Source organism: Lysinibacillus agricola (assembly GCF_016638705.1).
Taxonomy (GTDB): Bacteria; Bacillota; Bacilli; order Bacillales_A; family Planococcaceae; genus Lysinibacillus; species Lysinibacillus agricola.
The window spans coordinates 4,791,372-4,806,933 of the sequence record NZ_CP067341.1 but is presented as its reverse complement, the minus strand read 5'-3'; the positions used below and the strand labels follow the sequence as shown (position 1 = coordinate 4,806,933).

The following is a 15,562-nucleotide window of genomic DNA, read 5'->3' as shown; positions in this document are numbered from 1 at the left end:
AATTTTTTTCATTACATTGAAACAGCCTTTTCTGCTTCCATAAGCTCTTTTACCATTTCTAAGCAGTCATAGAATGTCTCAAAGGGCTTATAAGGAAGATGAAGGTCTTCGCAGCGTTTAATAAGATGATCCCTAGCAAGCACTAAATCTGCCTGTTTTGCAGCCTCAAAATCAGAAAGGGAATCTCCAATCACGATTTTAAAATGATCGCTCTGTGCGACCTTTCGCATGACGCTTGCTTTGCAGCAGCCACAGCCCTGTGTCTCAAATTTCGCACATTCCTCATCACAGCTATTTGAAAAGACGAGCTTAATTTGTTGTCCTGAAAAATCAGCGCTATTACAATATATATCAGAAAATGGGCCGTATTTTTTTAGAAGTGGCTCAATGAAAAAATCGACACCTCCACTAACAATATAAAACGGAATATGTTTCTCCCGTGCGAAGCGAACGAAATCGCCAAAACCCTCGCGTATAATGGCCGTATCTAATAAATATTGGATAACAGCATCCTTTTGTTTAGTTGATAATAGCTCAAACATTGCTGAAACGCCATCTTTAAAGGTTATAGTTTGTTCCATCATTGCTTTAGCAATTTTCTCAGATTCTTCTGGAACGAATTGAGTCATTAGTGAGACGATATTATCTGTTTCTGTTATAGTGCCATCAAAATCACAGAAAATAATTGGTTTCAAGCTACTTCCCCCTTCAAGAAAAAATGTCTACTTTTGCAGTAGACGTTCAAATTTTACCTGTACACCATATTCATCGGCTTTTGTTAAGATAATTTGATGCTCTGGAAATTGATTTTTCATGGCATTTACGAAATCATGTGCAATAGCAGTAGGGATGATGGAAATTAGCGTTGGCCCTGCTCCGCTTAAAGCTGTTCCAAATGCACCATTAGCCTTTGCGGCTTCATGAATCTCTGTATATTGTGGAATTAATTTGGCGCGGAAAGGTTCATGGAATAAATCGGCTTCCATATAACGACCTGCACGCTCAAAATCACGAGCCATTAATGAGGCAGCTAGCATATTTGCATTTGCAGAGGCATTCACTGCATAGGCACGTTCAAATTGTTCTGGTAAAACAGAACGAGATTCACTTGTTTTTAGTTCGACATCGGGTACATACACAACAAAGGAAGCATCAATATCATTGAAATGAAATGTATCGACAACGCCATTTTCATTCATTGAAGAAATTGTTAATCCTCCTAATACTGAAGCTGTTGCATTGTCTGGATGTCCTTCGATTTGTGAGGATAAATTGAGTTTATCCTGTACAGTTAAGCCTAGGTCACAGACTTGGTTAGTTAGTTCAATTCCTGCAACGATGACTGCTGCACTGCTCCCTAAACCACGGGCTAATGGAAGCTCACTTGCCATTTCAACACGGCAGGCAGGTAGCTGCTTACCGTATTGATCCGCAATTTTTTTGGCAATCACGTATAGTAAGTGCTCTTCCAACTCAAACTCTTTAGGACCATTATCATCGAGATGGATAATTTCCCATCGATCCTGTATAGAAACAGTTAACTTTAAGTAAAGAGACAAGCCAAGTCCTATTGAATCAAAGCCAGGGCCTAGATTGGCTGTGCTCCCAGGAACTGAGATTTGCCACATATTACTCATAGTACACCCTCGATGTATTTTCGAATTTCTTCCTCATCATTTTTAAGTGAAACAACATCTACAGTCGAGACATTCATTGCAGTATCAGGATCTTTCAATCCATTACCCGTGAAAATTGTAACAACTTTAGAGCCCTTTGCAATTTTGCCATTTTCAACTGATTTAATAACACCTGCTAATGATGCAGCTGAGCCTGGTTCAACGAAAATTCCTTCAGTGCCAGCAATTAATTTGTAAGCAGCTAAAATTTCTTCGTCTGTAACTGAATCAATAATTCCGCCAGACTCATCACGAGCTGCTTCAGCAAATTTCCAGCTTGCAGGATTACCAATTCGAATAGCTGTTGCCACTGTCTCAGGATTAGCAATAGGTCCACCTTTTACAATCGCTGCTGCACCTTCAGCTTCAAAGCCGAACATCTTTGGTAAACCAGAGCCTTTTGCTACGTCATATTCTTTAAAGCCCTTCCAGTATGCAGTAATGTTACCTGCGTTACCAACAGGGATGCAAAGATAATCTGGAGCTGCTCCTAAAGCATCTACAATTTCAAATGATGCCGTTTTTTGCCCTTCAATGCGGTATGGATTTACAGAGTTTACAAGTGCCACAGGAGTTGTTTCACTTACTTGACGAACAATATTTAATGCATCATCAAAATTACCGTCGATTTCGATAATCTTTGCACCATACATTGTCGCTTGTGCTAGCTTACCTAGAGCCACTTTTCCTTTAGGAATAACGACGATAGATTGGATTCCTGCACGTGTTGCATAAGCTGCTGCCGCGGCTGATGTGTTACCAGTTGAGGCACAAATAACACATTTGCTACCGTCTTCAATTGCTTTTGCAACGGCAAACACCATACCACGGTCTTTGAATGAACCTGTTGGATTTGCACCTTCGATTTTTCCATAAAGCTCAATGCCAAGTTTTTTAGATAAATTTACTAAATGTATAAGAGGCGTATTGCCTTCGTTTAAAGTTAAAGCAGGTGTGTTTTCTGTTACGGGTAAAAATTGTTTATATTCTTCAATAAGGCCTTTCCACATAACGTTTACGATCTCCTTTTGTTCTTATAGAAAGAACAGTTGTTTTTGTATAAAAGACATTTTAACGCAAATTGCCCTATGTTTTCAATAGCATTTCAGAAATTGTCGAAACAATTCGGTAATTTGAATTTTGCTTGTCACTTTCTTGAAACAACTGTATAGTAAACTTACGATGTAAAGTCAAGTGTAAAGACAGGTGGTTGAAATGACAACAAATACAGTATCAACGAATAAGCCTCAACAATCTATTTCTCGTAATAAACTTTTGGGGGTAGCGGGTGTAGGCTGGCTTTTCGATGCAATGGATGTAGGAATATTATCATTCGTTATTGCAGCATTAGCAGCTGATTGGGGATTAACACCAAGTCAATCGGGCTGGATAGGTAGCATTAACTCAATTGGGATGGCTGTAGGAGCACTTGTTTTCGGTGTGTTTGCCGATAAAGTGGGACGAAAGCAAATTTTTATGTGGACGCTTGTATTATTTTCTATTGCAAGTGGCTTGTCTGCATTTACAACTACATTAGCAGCTTTTATGGCACTGCGTTTTTTTGTAGGTATGGGGCTAGGAGGAGAATTGCCAGTCGCATCAACATTGGTTTCTGAAAGTGTAGAAGCCAAAGAGCGTGGGCGCGTGGTTGTTTTACTGGAAAGCTTCTGGGCAGCAGGTTGGTTAATCGCTGCACTGATTTCGTATTTTGTTATTCCATCATGGGGGTGGCGTGTTGCGTTATTGTTAACGGCAATTCCAGCAATCTATGCAATTTATCTTCGCTGGCACTTACCTGATTCACCACAGTTTGCAGTAAAGGCAGAATCTAAGAAACGTAGTGTTGTGCAAAATATTCGAGAAGTATGGTCGAAAAAATATGCACGCTCGACACTTATGTTATGGGTATTATGGTTTACAGTTGTATTCTCGTATTACGGTATGTTTTTATGGCTACCAAGTGTCATGGTTGGTAAAGGCTTTGACATGATTACGAGCTTTAAATATGTTCTCATTATGACGCTTGCACAACTACCAGGCTACTTCACAGCAGCATGGTTTATAGAAAAAATCGGACGGAAGTTTGTTCTTGTTTCCTATTTAATTGGTACAGCTGTAAGTGCTTTCATTTTCGGTAATGCTGAGACACTGGCAGTACTGTTAACATCAGGAATGTTTTTATCGTTCTTTAACTTAGGTGCATGGGGTGCACTCTATGCTTACACACCAGAGCAGTATCCAGCAATTATTCGTGGTACAGGTGCAGGAATGGCAGCAGCTGTTGGGCGCATCGGTGGTATTTTTGGACCTTTGTTAGTAGGCTCTTTATTAACAGCAGGTTATGATATCGGCTTTATCTTTGCTATTTTCTGCGTAGCGATTATTATCGGTGTTGTTGGGGTAATATTCCTAGGTCAAGAAACGAAACAAATTGAATTAGAATAACAAAGATAATCATGTCTTGGATGAACTATAATCCAAGACATTTTTATGATTCAATTACATAAAAATTAGAAATTATTAATTTTTATACAAATATTTTTAAAAATCTGTTAAAATCACAATCAATAAGGTACATCACTGAAAATGGGATGGCATTTTGTTAAAACGTATAGCATGTGGATAAGTTGATCTTCGTTCCGACTGGGCGACTCCTTGGGATCGGCGTCACAGATGAGACCCTGGAGCGAAGCGGCTCATCGGACGCCCCTGGAAAGCGCCAAGTTGGAACGGAAATCAACCAACGGGTTATAGTGATGATTAATCAATCGACTTCGATAATGAAAATAGAACAATTTTATGTCATTTTATTATGAACTATCACGTTAGCAAGTTAATGCGTTGAAGATTTTTCTGAAAAGTCATTGTATTCAGATTGTAATCGTGATACTGTATTTTTAACTACTTTCAGCAGGTGTCTTTTGTACCGAAAGCGAAGCGACAGCAACAATGTTTTACCTGTGCGAAAGCGAAGCGACAGCAACACGGTTTTAACTGTGCGAAAGCGAAGCGACAGCAACAACAACAACAGCAACAACAACAACAACAACACACGACTGAGTGACCAACATCGTGCCGAGGCATAATTGATTCGAATCTAGAGTCAGTAGGAAACAATCTCCATTCGTGATAATTTCATTGAAAGAAGGGTTGTTAGAAATGAGTATTAATGAAGAAATAAAAAGAAGATTTATTAGGCTGTCGAAGGGACAGCGTAAAGTTGCACAATTTGTTATGAATAACCCTACAGCTGTAATAGGGAACGGAGCAGCAGAAGTAGGTAGACAGGCTAATGTTAGTGAATCGACAGTTATTCGATTTTGTTATGCGATGGATTTTTCGGGCTATGTAGAGCTTCAAGACGAAATTAGAAGCTATTTAATGACTCAAGATGATGGGGCGAGTCTTCAACCTTCATATACTTCAAGTTTTAGTAAGATAATGCAACGTGATATTCAAAATATTCAAGATACTATTCATTTAATTAATGATAACATGCTTCAAAAGAGCGCAAAATGGCTTCATGAGGCGGATAATGTTTACATTTTAGGTACTCGTCAAGCTGCGTCCATTGCAAATTGGTTATCGTACACAATGAAAACTTTACGTCAAAATGTGAAACAACTTCGTTTAGATTCCGATGATATTGTACAACAAGTTAACAGTATGGGGGGGCACACAACGTTAATAGTTTTTTCGTGTGACAAGCATTCAATCGATATTAAAACGATCGTAGAAATTGCGAAGAAGAAAAAAGTAAAAATTATTGCCATTACTGATTCGGCGTTGTCGCCTATTCGAGATTATGCAAGTGCGTTATTTGCACTTTGTATGAAAAACCAATCTTCATTGGACGTTATTCCAGTTTTATTTTCATTTTTACATGCGCTAATTGAGGAAATGATCAGTCAGGATAAGGCGCAATATGTGAAATATCAGCAATCGTATGAGCAAGTAGAACATAATTTATTATTCTTAGATGCGGTAAGAGAAAAGCAAGTATTCTAAAATATTAACGCGTAGATAATGTACAAGGCTGATCTATGCGTTTTTTTAACTACTTTAAAACAAGGCCACACATAAAAAAGATGCCCAAATAAGTTTTAGACATCCTTGAAAAGAAGCTTATAAAATTTTACTTAAGCTATATTCGTTAATAAAGGTATCATTTAATTTAATGGCGTTTTGTCGAATACCTTCTTGCTGAAACCCTAATTTTTTAAACAAATTTAAAGCACTATCATTATGCTCCATAACAGATAATTCTAAGCGCGAAATATCTCGCTGTTTAGACCAGCTTTCAACTGCCTTCATAAGCGCTGAACCGATACCTTGTCGTTGATGCTCTTCCTTAACAGCTAAGCGGACTGATGCAACATGCTTAGCTTTAGAGTGTTTATATCCATGGATAACGGCATAGCCAGCAAAAATACCATTTAATATACAAAGTAAAATCGTACGGTTTTTCAGTTGTTTCCAATAGACTAAATCTTTACGAAGCTGTTGGACTGTAAGGTCTAATTCGTTTTGCATGTTATACATGAATTCAGTTTGTTGGAAAATTTCTTCTTGCAAATGAATAAATGATCTAGCGTCTGATGCTTCAATTGCTCGAATTATGTATGCAGATGGGTTGTTGTCATTTTTAGAAATATTACTCGTAGTCTTCATTTGTGTACGCGAGAAAGTTACACTAGTGCCGAGCTTAACATCAATGACATAGTAGCCTGCATTTGTCCATGACAGATAATGAGAAAGAGGGGGCTTTGTTTTCTTCCACCAGCTTCTGTTCAAGTAAGCTGCATTTGGCAAGGCTTGTCCCATTATATTCTCTAATTCGGTAAAGGATAAAGTAATTTCTTGTTGTAAAGCTACTTCAAAATAATTTGCTAAAGGAATATACTTTTTTTCCATCTTCTTTGTCATCGTAATCCCCATTTCCTGTATATCCTAAAATATAGACTACCTGATGATAGCATAAAATTACGGTTTCTTAAATATAAAAACGCAACTATATATCTATTTATAGTAAATATTTTTAATGAACTGTGTATTGTTACTATTAAATGTTAAAAATTGGATGGTAAAAAATAGATAAATATAATAAATTTAATAATAACCAATAAATAGTAAGTAAGGGTTGTTTTTTGCCTATTGCTAAAATTCGGAATGTTGTATATTAAAACGTATGCCATATATAAGTTGGTTGGAGTTGAGGCTGGGCGACTCCTTGTGGATTAGCGTCACAGATGAAACTCTGGAGCGAGCCAATAGAGGAACGAAGGCTAAAAGCGTCACGTTCTGTGATAACACCTTCGTGACCAACATCCTTTTGGCCCAAGCTGCTTATCGGACGCCCCCAGGAAGCTTGCTCTGTGCGAAAGCGTAGCGACAGCAACAATTGTTTTATCTGTGCGAAAGCGTAGCGACAGCAACAATTGTTTTATCTGTGCGAAAGCGTAGCGACAGCAACAACAAATGTTTTCTGTAGCGGCAGCTACAATGTTTTATCTGCGCGAAAGCGAAGCGTCAGCGGCAAAGCGCCAAGTTGGAACGGAAATCAACTCCACTTTATGGTGATTTTCGACATTGACTACAGCGATCTTTAACTTCTTTTATGTTATGTATAGGAGAAGTAAGGAATACATAAAGATGCAGTTATTTTAGAATATGAAATTTTAGTTGTGGATTGATAGTAGATCCTTAATAGAACTTTCACTTTATATCATGTTAGTCTATAAGGTATGATAAAATAACAAGCGTGTTGATTAGGAAAATATAGGTTTATTATTGAGTGATAAAAGGATTTTTTTGTTGATATTTTGCTAATGTATGTCCATTTTAACTGATTGTAACGTAGGGCTACTCGAGTGCTCCTGTCGCTTCGCTTTCGTCGCAGAGCAAAGCTTCCCGCGGGAAAGCGAGTAGCCCGTAGCGGAAATCAGAGCCTTCTAATTAATTAGAATGGATGAAAATGGTTAATCAACACACTTGATAAAATAAAATACAAATGTTTTGGCCATTTAGGAGGAATAAATTTTATGAGTAAAGTTTTAATTTTTGGACATAAAAATCCAGATACAGATACAATTACATCTGCTATTGTATATGCATATTTAAAGCAACAAATTGGCGAAGATGCTGAAGCGGTACGCCTTGGAGAAGTAAATAATGAAACACAGTTTGCATTAGACAAATTTGGCTTTGAGGCACCTCGATTAATTACATCAGTAGTTGGAGAAGCAGAGAAAGTAATTCTTGTAGACCACAATGAATTCCAGCAATCTGCTGATGGTATTGAAGAAGTACAAATTGTAGAAGTAATTGATCATCACCGTATTGCGAACTTCCAAACAGCTGATCCACTATACTATCGTGCAGAACCTGTAGGCTGTACTGCAACGATTTTAAACAAAATTTTCAAAGAAAATGGTGTAGAGATCCCTGCAAACATTGCTGGATTAATGCTTTCTGCCATCGTTTCTGATACATTATTATTCAAATCTCCAACTTGCACAGAGCAAGATGTAAAAGCTGGTGAGGAGCTAGCAAAAATTGCAGGTGTTGATGCTGCTGAATACGGATTAGCGATGCTTAAAGCAGGTGCTGATCTTTCAGATAAATCATTAGAAGATCTTTTATCATTAGATGCAAAAGAATTCCAATTTGGTGAATATAAATCTGTAGTGGCTCAGGTAAACGCTGTCGATATTAACGATGTGCTTGGTCGCCAAGAGGAATTAGAAATTTTATTAAACAAAAATGTAGCGGAAAATGGCTTAGATTTATTCTTCTTCGTTGTAACTGATATTTTAAACAATGATTCAACAGCCGTTGCAATTGGACAAGTAGCAGAGGCTGCGGCAAAAGGATTTGGCGCAGAGCTTGTAAATAATCGCGTTCTTCTACCAGGTGTTGTATCTCGTAAAAAACAAATCGTGCCAGTTTTAACTGAAGCATTGAAATAATGGAAAAGAGGTTGTCCTGAAAAAGACAACCTCTTTTTTATTGTTAAGGAAATTATAGATTTTTATGTTGTGGATAACCCAGGGCATAGTTATCGTCTAGGCTAAAGCGGTACATTCTCGAGGTCGCTTCGATCCCTCGGGCAAAAGTGGTGGAGCGCATACTTTTGCTTCGGGCTCTCCAGCGCTTGTCGGATGTAAACGAGCGCTTTAGCGCATTTGTTAATCTAGCTTTAGTGGGTGCACAGCAGGACCTTCCAGCACTTCCCCTTTGGCATTAAAGCGAGAGCCGTGACAAGGGCAATCCCAAGTTTCATCGGCTTCATTCCATTTTGTTTTACAGCCTAAATGCGTGCAAGTTGGGGTATTGGCATGTCTAAGATAGCCTGATACAAACTCCTTGGCTACGAAGCCACCTACCTTTAGCATTTGCATGAACTGAGCACCGAATTTCGTACGTGATGGTGAATAAAGAGCAATTGCACCTTCCTCAATCCTTGACCCTGTTATTAAGGAGGATAGTAAATCTCCAGCTACAAAAGAATTGGAAATCCCCATTTTTCGATAGCCGGTTGCAATGAAAACATTAGGCAAGGACTGTGTGATCCTGCCGACATAAGGTACCATATCAGGTGTTTCAATGTCTTGCGCTGACCATCGATAGATAGGATCCTGATCGAAATGCCCCTTCAATTCATCTTGAATAGACTCATAATAGGGCTCCGTATTGGTTGTTTCACCTGCAATATGATTAGAGCCACCTAATACTAAATAATGCTCATCGTTTATGGTGGCTGTCCGAATAGAGCGAGTAGGATTATCTACGCATAAATATTGTCCTTGCAGTGTATCAGTAACTTTGCCAGCCACCATATAGGAGCGACTGTTAGAGAGTTTAAAAAGCTGTAGCCCTTTAAAGGCCTCAATAGGATAGTGTGTACCCAAAATAAGCTTGTTGTATTGAACCGACATATCATTTGCGGTATGTAAGTTATTTTGTGGTATGTTTAATTGCTGAACACGGGTACTTGTATAGAGTTTTGCCCCCATTGATAATGCTTCTTTTACAAGGAAATTACAAACTTCTACAGGATGTATTTGTGCCTGCTGGGACATGCTAAGCGCTTTTGTAATTGGGAAGGGAAGCTCTGTATCAGAAGTGATTTTCGCCTTAATATTTAATACTTTATAGGCATTCCACTCCTTTAATAATTGGGCATAACCTTCTTTTGTTTGGCAATAAAGCAATGAATCTACTTGTTGAATACTTTCCTTAGGTAATAACTGTAGAGCTTTATCAACAGCGAGCTGGTTAAGCTGATAATAGAGCCGTGCCTCATCTACAGAAAGTTTTTCTATAAGGTTGTTATAAACTAAGCTATGCTGTGCAGTTAATTTTCCTGTTGAATGACCAGTCGTACCATGACCGATATGGGAATTTGCTTCAAGCAAAACTACATCTACACCTGATTTTGCTAAGATATAGGCTGTATATAGTCCCGTCAAGCCTCCACCGATAATACATACATCACAAGTTGTTGACGCAGGAAGAGATGTTAAGGAGACGGGATCAGTTGTTGCGAGCCAAAGAGATTGTGTCATACATAACCCTCACATTGTTTTTAAGTTCAGTATGTAGATTGGTTTGAAAATTTATGCAATGAAGCATAAAAATTGCCTGATCGAAAGGACTATCGCTACAATGTATCAAAAGGAGCGTGTTTAGCTATGAAAATTGAAATTTGGTCAGACTATGTATGTCCATTTTGTTATATTGGTAAAAAACAACTAGAGCAGGCGATTCAAGATACAGGTTTTGCAGGACAGGTGGAGCTTGTCTATAAAAGCTATCAACTTGATCCAACAACACCTGTGGATGAAAATGTGTCTACATTTGAATCATTGGCGAAAAAGTATGGAATGTCGCTAGAAAAAGCGAAGGAAATGACACAGGGTGTTGCTGCTCGCGCAAAAGAAGTTGGTCTAGACTATAATTTTGATAAGCTAATGGAGGAAAATACATTAAAGGCGCATCGTCTTGTAAAATGGGCAGAACAGCAAGGGGATGTTACAGCACTTGTTGAAGCACTATTACACAATTATTTTATAGAAGCAAAGCGTATTGGCCAGGATAATGTATTAATCGATATTGCTGAGCAAGTAGGCCTGAATCGTGAAGAAGTTGCAAAGGTACTTTCCGGTGATGATTTTAAAACAGAGGTAGAGACTGATATACAAGAAGGACTACAGCTTGGCGTACGTGGAGTACCTTTCTTCGTCTTAAATCGTAAGTATGGTATTTCTGGAGCGCAACCTCAAGAAGTATTTGAAGAAACCTTGCGTAAAGTTGCAGAGGAAGAAGGCCTACAACCTGGATTAAAGATGGCAGGCTCTGGAGATAGTGGAGTTTGTACAGATGATAGCTGTAAATTTTAACTTCTTTCAGCAAGTGTTTTGGTAGCGAAAGCGAAGCGTCAGCTACAAGTGTTTTGGTAGCGAAAGCGAAGCGTCAGCTACAAGTGTTTTGGTAGCGAAAGCGAAGCGTCAGCTACAAGTGTTTTGGTAGCGAAAGCAAAGCGTCAGCTACAAGTGTTTTGGTAGCGAAAGCAAAGCGTCAGCTACAGATGTTTTATGTAACGTAAGTGAAACGGCAGTTACAAATGTCTTTTGTGGGATGACCTTTGTTAAAACGTATGCCATGTATTTAAGTAGATTGAAGTAGAGGCTGGGCGATTCCTTGGGGATTAGCGTCAAAGATGAGACCCCTGGAGCGAGCCGGCAGAGAAACGAAGGCTAAAAAAGTCACGTCCTGTGATAACGCCTTCGTGACCAACATCGTGCTGTTACTGTCGCTAGCTTTCGCACAAAAAAACAATGTGTTGCTGCCGCTACGTTAGCACTTCGTTTTCGCGCAAAAAACACTTGTTGCTGCAAGCGGCTCAGCGACGCCCCAGTAGGAACGGAAATCAACCCCACGTTATGGCGATGAGATGCTTTAATTGAAATATCAACATTTCAGTCAAAAGTCTGAGTCTACTTGCGTTGACTTTTTACAGAAAGTTTTTTATTATACTTATATATCTTGAATTCGAGATATTAAACTATGGATTTTAAGGGAGAATTTATATAATGAATGTATTAGTAGTAAAAGCTAACAACCGTCCAGATGGTATTTCAACAAAAATGTATGACACATTTATGGAAAATGTACAAGGTGTAAATGTAACGACTTTTGACGTATTCGCAGAAGACATGCCTTATTTCGGTCAAGATCTTTTCAATGCTTTTGGTAAAGTTCAAAACGGTGAAGAGTTAACTGACATTGAATCACGTCTTTTAGCTGCTAAACAAAAAGCTATGGACGCTTTAACTGCAGCTGACGTAGTCGTATTTGCTTTCCCACTTTGGAACTTAACAATCCCAGCGACATTACAAACTTTCATTGACTATGTATTCCAAGCTGGTTACACATTTAAATATGGTGAAGACGGTCAATTAGTTAGCTTAATGACTGACAAAAAAGCTATTATTTTAAATGCTCGCGGTGGTAACTATTCAGCACCTGAAGCACAGCCAATGGAAATGTCAGTTAACTACATCAAAAACGTTGTTGGTGGCATGTTCGGTATGGAAATTATCGAAGAGGTTATCATTGAAGGTCATAACGCTTCTCAAGATAAAGCACAAGAAATTATTGCAAACGGCCTAGAAGCAGTTAAAAAAGTAGCTCAATCTTTACAAACTGTAAATGCATAAAAATTTATTTTTTAATAAAAGTTCTCTCTAATTTGAGAGGATTTTTTTTTATTTCTTTCAAAGAGGTACGGTAATGGTAAGGAGGTCTGACATATTGGTACTATGCACTTATTTTTGATTTACATTTAATAACATCACATTATGTGAAATAAGTATGAAATAATATTAATCTATCATTTTTTGTTAAAGTGTTTTGCTATTCATTTAAAAGTACATACAATTAGGACTATTTATTCAGTTAAAAAAGTAATTAGTATATTATAATAGAAATCGTAGGAAAATATTAGATTTATAAGGAGGCTGTTACATGAATAAGAAATTAATGACTAAATTCTTGGCGATGTTACTTGTTCTATTCACGGTGTTACCATTTGGACTTTCCGCAAATGCTGCATCAAACGATGTGACACGTGGAGATTACGTGAAAGAATTAGTAGAAAGCTTAAATGTAGAGCTAGGTGATGGTTCCAAACTTGCCTTCACTGATGTCCCAAAGGATTTAGCCCCGTATGTAGAAAAAGCAGTAGAACTAAAGCTTATTAAAGGTAAAACTGCGACATTGTTTGATCCAAACGATAAATTGACACGTCAACAAGCATTCGTTATATCTGCTCGTGGATTAGTGAATGAAAACGCTCCACTTTCTGTATTAGATAAATTTAAAGATGCAGATCAAGTTGCTAAGACACATAAGCAGGATTTAGCAAATGCAGTTGCAGCAAACATATTACAAGGCTTTGAGGATAACACAATTCGTCCTCGTGACTATGTAACAACTGAGCAAATGAAAAGCATTGTTGAACGCTTTGTAGCTGAATATAAATTACCTACATCTGAAACAACAGTAAATCTTCAAATTTTAGGTACTACAGATATTCATACAAACCTTGCAAATTACAATTATTTCTTAGATGCTGAATCAGCTGATGTAGGTTTAGCAAACACTGCTACATTAATTGAACAAGCTCGTACTAAGAACCCAAATACATTATTATTTGATAACGGCGATTTAATTCAAGGAACGCCACTAGGTTCTTATAAAGCGTTAGAAAACGTCTTAAAGCCAGGTGAAGTTCATCCAGCTGTTGCAGCATTAAATGCACTAAAATATGATGGTGGAACTTTAGGAAACCACGAGTTCAACTATGGCTTAGAGTTTTTAGATGAAGTATTAAATGATGCAAAATACCCTGTCGTAAATGCAAACACATACGACGCTAAAACGAAAGAGCGTATGTATACACCTTATGTCATTCTTGATAAAGAGGTTGTAGACAATACAGGTAAAAAGCACACACTTAAAGTTGGCGTTACAGGTATCGTGCCTACGAAAATTGTTGAATGGGATGCTATCCATTTAGCAGGTAAAGTAGAAATGCAAGAACCAGTTGAAGCAGTAAAAGAAGTTGTACCAGAAATGCAAAAAGCTGGGGCAGATGTAATTGTAGTACTTTCTCATTCAGGTATTGGTGGGGACACTTATGTAAAAGGTGCCGAAAACGTTGGATACCAAATCTCTGAAATTGAAGGTGTTGACGCTTTAATTACAGGTCATTCTCATTTAACATTCCCAGGTGACTATAAAGATCTTAAAAATGTTGATCAAGAAAAAGGCAAAATTAATGGTGTACCTACTGTAATGGCAGGTAGCTATGGTAGCCATCTTGGTGTCATTGACTTAAAGCTAGAACAACAAGGCTCTAAATGGGTTGTAGTGGATGGACAAGGTTCTATCCGTTCTATCAAACAAGAAGGCTTAAAACCATCTAAAACAGTTTTAAATGCAATTAAAGAAGCACATGAAGGAACGTTAAAGTATATTCGTCAACCTGTTGGTGAGACAACTGCACCAATCCATAGTTACTTCTCAATGGTTCAAGATGATCCTTCTATTCAAATTGTGACACAAGCTCAAAAGTGGTTTATTGAACAAGAATTAAAAGGTACTGCTGATGAAAATACACCACTTCTTTCTGCTGGTGCACCTTTCAAAGCAGGCTCTCGTAACAACCCTGCAGATTACACAAACATTCCTGTAGGTCCACTTGCGATTAAAAATATGGCAGACATCTATCATTACGATAATACTGTTGCAACGATTAAAGTAACAGGCGCACAAGCAATTGAATGGTTAGAAATGGCTGCTGGCATTTTTGCAACGATCGATCCAAATAAAACGGAAGAACAAAATATTATTGACCCAGAAGCACGTTCTTACAATTTTGATGTATTAGATGGCTTAACATATCAAATCGATGTAACATCACCATCAAAATATGATCGTCGTGGTATTTTAGTAGACGAAAAAGCGAACCGTATTAAAAATGTACAATACAACGGTAAACCAATCGATCTAGATCAAGAGTTCATCATCATTACAAACAACTACCGTGTTGGTGGTTCTTATGGTGCCACATTCAAAAATGAAAATGGCTCTAACATAACAAACTATGCTTATGAAAATCGCCAAGCTGTAATTGACTACATTATGGCTAACAAAACAATTAATCCTGCTGCGGATAACAATTGGTCATTTGCACCGTTCCCAGCAAATACAAAAATTATTTACCACTCTGCTAAGGATGCACAAAAGGTCATTCCTGCTGGCAGCAATATCGAATATTTAGAAGATACAGAAGGCGGCTTTGGTAAGTATTTAATTAAATAATGAAAATAAAAAGGAGAGCGCAAATTATTTGCTGCTCTCCTTTTTGTGTCGTTCAAATGTATGATATTATCACTTAATTGTATTCCAAGAATAAGGGTCATCACCTAACGTGGGGTTGATTTCCGTTCCGACTGGGCGCTTTGCCGCTGACGCTTCGCTTTCGCGCAGATAAAACATTGTAGCTGCCGCTTTGCTTTCGCTACAGAAAACATTTGTTGTTGCTGCCGCTACGCTTTCGCACAGATAAAACATTTGTTGTTGCTGCCGCTACGCTTTCGCACAGATAAAACATTTGCTGCCGCTACGTTAGCACTACGCTTTCGCACAGAAAACATCCGCTTGCGCTCCAGGGTCTCATCTGTGACGCTGATCGAGGGCACTGAAAAAGTCGATTTGCCACAAAAAATGTGATGCAAATCGACTTTTTTGAGTTTATAAATCCAACAAAAGACAGATTTATAATATAAAAAATGAATTTCTTTAGTTTTTTAGTGCCC

Annotated in this window: 13 protein-coding genes; 7 read left to right on the top strand and 6 right to left on the bottom strand. The window is 38.0% G+C overall.

Annotation, left to right across the window (positions count from 1 at the left end; all coding sequences use genetic code 11):
- Nucleotides 1-11 precede the first annotated feature (11 nt).
- From FJQ98_RS24000 to thrC, 3 genes are read right to left on the bottom strand one after another with little or no spacing between them, the layout of a single operon-like run.
- Nucleotides 12-695 (bottom strand): MtnX-like HAD-IB family phosphatase, encoded by a 684-nt coding sequence (locus tag FJQ98_RS24000; RefSeq protein ID WP_201406568.1) that lies wholly within the window; start codon nucleotides 693-695, stop codon nucleotides 12-14.
- Between the two features lie 27 nt (nucleotides 696-722).
- Nucleotides 723-1,637, bottom strand: a complete 915-nt coding sequence (gene thrB / locus FJQ98_RS23995; protein ID WP_053593972.1) for a homoserine kinase — start codon at nucleotides 1,635-1,637, stop codon at nucleotides 723-725.
- Nucleotides 1,634-2,686, bottom strand: a complete 1,053-nt coding sequence (thrC, locus tag FJQ98_RS23990) for a threonine synthase (protein ID WP_053593973.1) — start codon at nucleotides 2,684-2,686, stop codon at nucleotides 1,634-1,636. Before thrC ends, thrB begins: the two co-directional genes overlap by 4 nt.
- A 205-nt stretch (nucleotides 2,687-2,891) precedes the next feature.
- On the opposite strand from thrC, the gene FJQ98_RS23985 reads away from it, so the two are divergent.
- From FJQ98_RS23985 to FJQ98_RS23975, 3 genes are all read left to right on the top strand, one after another.
- The gene (locus FJQ98_RS23985; RefSeq protein WP_053593974.1) at nucleotides 2,892-4,121 is read left to right on the top strand and encodes an MFS transporter; all 1,230 of its coding nucleotides are present in this window, start codon (nucleotides 2,892-2,894) and stop codon (nucleotides 4,119-4,121) included.
- Nucleotides 4,122-4,590: 469 nt separating this feature from the next.
- On the top strand, nucleotides 4,591-4,740 hold the full coding sequence (locus tag FJQ98_RS23980; RefSeq protein WP_201406567.1) for a hypothetical protein: 150 nt from the start codon (nucleotides 4,591-4,593) through the stop codon (nucleotides 4,738-4,740).
- A 95-nt stretch (nucleotides 4,741-4,835) separates the two neighbouring features.
- Entirely contained in the window at nucleotides 4,836-5,684 is an 849-nt protein-coding gene (locus FJQ98_RS23975; RefSeq protein WP_053593975.1) for a MurR/RpiR family transcriptional regulator, read from the top strand.
- A gap of 117 nt (nucleotides 5,685-5,801) precedes the next feature.
- Here the strand turns inward: FJQ98_RS23975 and FJQ98_RS23970 are convergent, their stop codons facing one another.
- Entirely contained in the window at nucleotides 5,802-6,614 is an 813-nt protein-coding gene (locus tag FJQ98_RS23970; protein ID WP_053593976.1) for a GNAT family N-acetyltransferase, read from the bottom strand.
- Between the two features lie 1,103 nt (nucleotides 6,615-7,717).
- On the opposite strand from FJQ98_RS23970, the gene FJQ98_RS23965 reads away from it, so the two are divergent.
- A complete protein-coding gene (locus FJQ98_RS23965) occupies nucleotides 7,718-8,644 on the top strand; it encodes a manganese-dependent inorganic pyrophosphatase (RefSeq protein ID WP_053593977.1) in 927 nt (308 codons plus the stop codon).
- A 219-nt stretch (nucleotides 8,645-8,863) separates the two neighbouring features.
- Here the strand turns inward: FJQ98_RS23965 and FJQ98_RS23960 are convergent, their stop codons facing one another.
- A complete protein-coding gene (locus FJQ98_RS23960; protein WP_201406566.1) occupies nucleotides 8,864-10,243 on the bottom strand; it encodes an FAD-dependent oxidoreductase in 1,380 nt (459 codons plus the stop codon).
- A 126-nt stretch (nucleotides 10,244-10,369) separates the two neighbouring features.
- Between FJQ98_RS23960 and FJQ98_RS23955 the strand changes: the two genes are divergently transcribed.
- The 3 genes from FJQ98_RS23955 to FJQ98_RS23945 all read left to right on the top strand — a co-directional run bounded on the left by FJQ98_RS23955 (nucleotide 10,370) and on the right by FJQ98_RS23945 (nucleotide 15,065).
- Entirely contained in the window at nucleotides 10,370-11,077 is a 708-nt protein-coding gene (locus tag FJQ98_RS23955) for a DsbA family oxidoreductase (RefSeq protein WP_053593979.1), read from the top strand.
- A 693-nt stretch (nucleotides 11,078-11,770) separates the two neighbouring features.
- Nucleotides 11,771-12,397, top strand: coding sequence for an FMN-dependent NADH-azoreductase (locus tag FJQ98_RS23950; RefSeq protein ID WP_053593980.1), 627 nt, complete (start codon nucleotides 11,771-11,773; stop codon nucleotides 12,395-12,397).
- Between the two features lie 307 nt (nucleotides 12,398-12,704).
- Nucleotides 12,705-15,065 (top strand): bifunctional 2',3'-cyclic-nucleotide 2'-phosphodiesterase/3'-nucleotidase, encoded by a 2,361-nt coding sequence (locus FJQ98_RS23945; protein ID WP_082340008.1) that lies wholly within the window; start codon nucleotides 12,705-12,707, stop codon nucleotides 15,063-15,065.
- 69 nt (nucleotides 15,066-15,134) lie between these two features.
- Here FJQ98_RS23945 and FJQ98_RS23940 read toward each other — a convergent pair whose 3' ends face one another.
- Complete coding sequence (locus FJQ98_RS23940; RefSeq protein ID WP_053593981.1) at nucleotides 15,135-15,317, bottom strand: hypothetical protein; 183 nt, start codon at nucleotides 15,315-15,317, stop codon at nucleotides 15,135-15,137.
- Nucleotides 15,318-15,562: the final 245 nt, after the last annotated feature.

Coding starts and splice junctions, on each gene's coding strand:
- FJQ98_RS23965 (WP_053593977.1), top strand. CDS start 7,718: ATGAGTAAAGTTTTAATTTTTGGACATAAAAATCCAGATACAGATACA.
- FJQ98_RS23960 (WP_201406566.1), bottom strand. CDS start 10,243: ATGACACAATCTCTTTGGCTCGCAACAACTGATCCCGTCTCCTTAACA.
- FJQ98_RS23955 (WP_053593979.1), top strand. CDS start 10,370: ATGAAAATTGAAATTTGGTCAGACTATGTATGTCCATTTTGTTATATT.
- FJQ98_RS23970 (WP_053593976.1), bottom strand. CDS start 6,614: ATGGGGATTACGATGACAAAGAAGATGGAAAAAAAGTATATTCCTTTA.
- FJQ98_RS23940 (WP_053593981.1), bottom strand. CDS start 15,317: ATGTTTTATCTGTGCGAAAGCGTAGCGGCAGCAACAACAAATGTTTTC.
- FJQ98_RS23985 (WP_053593974.1), top strand. CDS start 2,892: ATGACAACAAATACAGTATCAACGAATAAGCCTCAACAATCTATTTCT.
- thrC (WP_053593973.1), bottom strand. CDS start 2,686: ATGTGGAAAGGCCTTATTGAAGAATATAAACAATTTTTACCCGTAACA.
- FJQ98_RS23945 (WP_082340008.1), top strand. CDS start 12,705: ATGAATAAGAAATTAATGACTAAATTCTTGGCGATGTTACTTGTTCTA.
- thrB (WP_053593972.1), bottom strand. CDS start 1,637: ATGAGTAATATGTGGCAAATCTCAGTTCCTGGGAGCACAGCCAATCTA.
- FJQ98_RS23950 (WP_053593980.1), top strand. CDS start 11,771: ATGAATGTATTAGTAGTAAAAGCTAACAACCGTCCAGATGGTATTTCA.
- FJQ98_RS23975 (WP_053593975.1), top strand. CDS start 4,836: ATGAGTATTAATGAAGAAATAAAAAGAAGATTTATTAGGCTGTCGAAG.